Raw genomic sequence first — 3,954 nt, 5'->3', positions numbered from 1 at the left:
TCTTCGTGGTGGCGGGCGGTGTCGCTGATGCGGATCAGGATGCCGATGAGCGCCCAGTTGGCGATGACGGAGGAACCGCCGTACGCGAGGAACGGCATCGTCATACCGGTCAGCGGGATGAGGCCCATCACACCGCCCGCCACCACGAAGACCTGTAGCGCGAAGGCGCCGGACAGGCCGACGGCGAGCAGCTTGCCGAACGGGTCGCGGGCGGCGAGGGCGGTGCGGACGCCGCGCTCCACGATCAGGCCGTACAGGAGCAGGATCGCCATGATGCCGGCCAGGCCCAGTTCCTCGCCGAAGGTGGCGAGGATGAAGTCGGAGTTGGCGGCGAACCGGATCAGGTCGGAGTGACCCTGACCCCAGCCGGCGCCGAGGGTGCCGCCGGAGCCGAAGGCCCACAGCGCCTGCATGGCCTGCTCCGAGTGGAGACCGGTGACGCCCGGGGTGCGGCTCAGCGTGTACTCGCGCATGGGGTCGAGCCAGGCCTGGACGCGCTGCTGGACGTGCGATTCGAAGCTGGCCACGCCGACCGCGCCGGCCGCGGACATCAGCAGACCGAAGACGATCCAGCTGGTCCGCTCGGTGGCGACGTACAGCATGATGATGAACATTCCGAAGAACAGCAGCGACGTTCCGAGGTCGGTCTCGAAGACCAGGATCAGGATCGAGATGAACCAGACGACCAGGATGGGACCGAGGTCGCGGCCGCGGGGCAGGTACAGGCCCATGAAGCGGCGGCTGGCCAGGGCGAGCGCGTCGCGCTTCACCATCAGGTAGCCGGCGAAGAAGATCGCGAGGACGATCTTCGCGAACTCACCGGGCTGGATGGTGAATCCGCCGATCGAGATCCAGATCTTGGCGCCGTAGACGTTCAGGCCGAGGCCGGGGACCAGCGGGAGCAGCAGCAGGACCAGGGCGCCGGCCATGGAGATGTAGGTGTAGCGCTGCAGGACGCGGTGGTCCTTGAGGAAGATCAGCACGATCACGAAGAGCGCGATGCCCATGGCCGTGTACAGCAGCTGGTTGGTCGCCTTGCCGCCGGCCACGTGGATGGACTGCAGCAGCTTGGACTGGTCGAGGCGCCAGATGGCGACGAGCCCGAGTCCGTTCAGCAGGGTGGCCAGGGGCAGCAGCAGGGGGTCCGCGTACGGGGCGAATCTCCGTACGACGAGATGCGCGACACCGGCCAGCAGGCCGAGGCCCAGGCCGTAACTCAGCAGCCCGGTCGGCACCTTGTCGTCGATGGCCAGGCCCACGTTGGCGTAGGCGAACACCGGGATGACGACCGCGAACAGCAGGAGCGCCAGCTCGGTGTTGCGCCGGCTCGGTGCGCCGATGGAGCCGATCGTGGACGTGTGGTGCGACGGCGTGTTGGTAGAACTGCTCATCGTGTGACGGGGCCTCTCACGGCTTGCCTATTACTTGCTGCACTGCGAGACGACCTGCTGCTCTTCCTCCGAAAGGCTGGGACCGGGGCTGGGAGTCGCAGACGGGGTCGGGGACGGGGACGTCGAAGTCGTGGTCGAAGGAGACGGCTTCGGCGTGGCCTTGGACGTGAGCGAGGTGCTGGTGGTTCCCGTGGTGCCACTGGGCTTGGTCGCGGCGCTCTCGCGCTCGGACTCCTTCTTGCACGCGGAGGCCTGCACGGCGAGGTCGTCGATCTTCTTCTGGGCGTCCTGGAGACCGCCCTCGGCGATCGTCGCCTTGACCTGCTTCTGCTGGTAGGGCGGCAGGTACTTGAGTTCGATGTCGGGGTGGTCCTTCTCCACCTTCGACAGCGAGACCCAGGCGAGGTCCTGGCTGATGCCCCGGTACAGCGCGACGTGTTCGCCGTTGGCGCCGACGAAGTACTGGGTCTGCGTCCAGCGCCAGCCGCCGTAGAGGCCGCCGCCGATGACCGCGAGCGCGAGCACGGTGTAGAAGGATCTCTTGAACCACTTGCGGCCCTTGGAGGGCTTCACGAAGTCGTCGTCGGTGTAGTCCCCGAAGCTGCCCTCGGGGACGTAGCCGGTGGTGTCGCCGGAGCCGGGCGGGCCGAACTCGCCGCCCCCGCCGTTCTGTCCGGGCACCTGGCGGCCGAGCCCGGAGGCGCGCCCCGCCGGGGTCTGCATGATGCCGTTGTCGTGCTGGTGGAGCTGGTTCTCGGCGACCGCGCCGACGATGACCGGCGTGTCCGACAGCTGCGCGGCGAGGGTGTCGCCGGTGTCGAGGTCCAGGACGTCGGCGATGATCACCGTGATGTTGTCGGGGCCGCCGCCGCGCAGGGCGAGCTGGATCAGCTCCTGCACGGTCTCCTGGGGGCCCTGGTAGCTGGCGAGGGTGTCTTCCATCGTCTGGTGGGAGACGACTCCTGACAGCCCGTCGGAGCAGATCAAGTACCGGTCGCCGGCGCGGACTTCACGGATCGACAGGTCCGGCTCGACGTGGTCGCCACTGCCGAGCGCGCGCATGAGGAGCGCGCGCTGGGGGTGGGTGGTGGCCTCTTCCTCGGTGATCCGGCCCTCGTCGACCAGCCGCTGCACCCAGGTGTGGTCCTGGGTGATCTGGGTCAGCACGCCGTCGCGCAGCAGGTAGGCGCGGGAGTCGCCGACATGGACGAGGCCGAGCCGCTGTCCGGTCCACAGCAGGGCGGTGAGCGTGGTGCCCATGCCCTCCAGCTGGGGATCCTCCTCGACCATCATCCGCAACTGGTCGTTGGCCCGCTGCACGGCGGTGCCGAGCGAGGTGAGGATGTCGGATCCCGGCACGTCGTCGTCGAGCGAGACGATGGTGGAGATCACCTCGGAGGAGGCGACCTCGCCGGCGGCCTGGCCGCCCATCCCGTCGGCGATCGCGAGGAGACGGGGACCGGCGTAGCCGGAGTCCTCGTTGCCCTCGCGGATCATGCCTTTGTGCGATCCGGCGGCGAAGCGCAGTGACAGACTCATGCGCACCTCGCCCGTCGGCTCCGGGTACATCCGCACGGTGCCCACCCTCCGGTCGGGAGCGCGCCGGGGTCCGCCAGGCGGTCCGCCGCTGCGTGCTCGCTCCGCTCGCTCATTTTCGTACTACTTCCGCAGCTCGATGACGGTCTTGCCGATGCGGATCGGCGCGCCCAGCGGAATCGGTGTGGGGGTCGTCAGCCGGGACCGGTCCAGGTACGTGCCGTTCGTGGATCCGAGGTCCTCGACGATCCACTGGCCGTCGCGGTCCGGGTAGATCCTGGCATGGCGGCTGGACGCGTAGTCGTCGTCCAGCACGATCGTCGAATCGTGCGCCCGGCCCAGGGTGATGGTCTGGCCCTGGAGCGCGACGGTGGTGCCGGTGAGGATTCCCTCACTGACGACGAGTTTGGTGGGGGCGTTACGGCCCCGCCGGCCGCCCCCGCTCGGCTGCTGCTGGCGCTGCTGCGGAGGCGCCGCCTGCCGGGCGGCCTGCTGCTGCGGTCGTCCGGCTTCCCGTCGCGAGCCGCGCTGTGTGACACGCGTTCCGAACAGGTCGCTGCGGATGACCTGCACGGCCACGATCACGAACAGCCACAGTACGGCCAGGAAACCCAGCCGCATGACCGTGAGGGTCAGCTCTGACATTGCCCCCGCTTCACCCTTCGGCTTGCCGGTAAATGATGGTGGTGCTGCCCACGACGATCCGCGAGCCGTCGCGGAGCGTAGCGCGGGTGGTGTGCTGCCCGTCCACCACGATGCCGTTGGTGGACCCGAGATCCTGGATCGTCGAGGGCGTTCCGGTCCGGATCTCACAGTGCCGGCGGGATACGCCGGGGTCGTCGATCCGCACGTCGGCTTCGGTGCTGCGGCCCATCACCAACGTCGCGCGGGAGATCTGATGGCGGGCGCCGTTGATCTCCACCCAGTACCGCATCCGTGCGCCGGCCGCCGGGGCGGCGGGCGCGGGCTGGAGGTACGGCGCCGAGCCGCGGGCGCCGGGCGGCGGTGCGGCGGGCATGGGCGGCGG

Annotated in this window: 4 protein-coding genes; all 4 read right to left on the bottom strand. The window is 69.2% G+C overall.

The genetic code is table 11. The features are described 5' to 3' along the window. Positions 1 to 1,391, bottom strand: a 1,391-nt coding sequence (locus AC31A1_RS48080) for an FtsW/RodA/SpoVE family cell cycle protein (RefSeq protein ID WP_489659371.1), incomplete at its 3' end; no start/stop codon positions are given. Positions 1,392 to 1,421: 30 nt separating this feature from the next. Next, the gene (locus AC31A1_RS48075) at positions 1,422 to 2,960 is read right to left on the bottom strand and encodes a Stp1/IreP family PP2C-type Ser/Thr phosphatase (RefSeq protein WP_489659372.1); all 1,539 of its coding nucleotides are present in this window, start codon (positions 2,958 to 2,960) and stop codon (positions 1,422 to 1,424) included. Positions 2,961 to 3,050: 90 nt separating this feature from the next. Further along, positions 3,051 to 3,572: an FHA domain-containing protein FhaB/FipA gene (locus tag AC31A1_RS48070; protein WP_019055182.1), complete on the bottom strand. Its 522-nt coding sequence runs from the start codon at positions 3,570 to 3,572 to the stop codon at positions 3,051 to 3,053. A gap of 10 nt (positions 3,573 to 3,582) precedes the next feature. Further along, positions 3,583 to 3,954, bottom strand: a 372-nt coding sequence (locus AC31A1_RS48065; RefSeq protein ID WP_489659370.1) for an FHA domain-containing protein, incomplete at its 5' end; no start/stop codon positions are given.

The sequence above is a fragment of the Streptomyces sp. P5F9 genome, from assembly GCF_057961495.1.
Note: the sequence above shows the minus strand (reverse complement) of the source record. Positions and strands in the feature narration are given on the sequence as shown.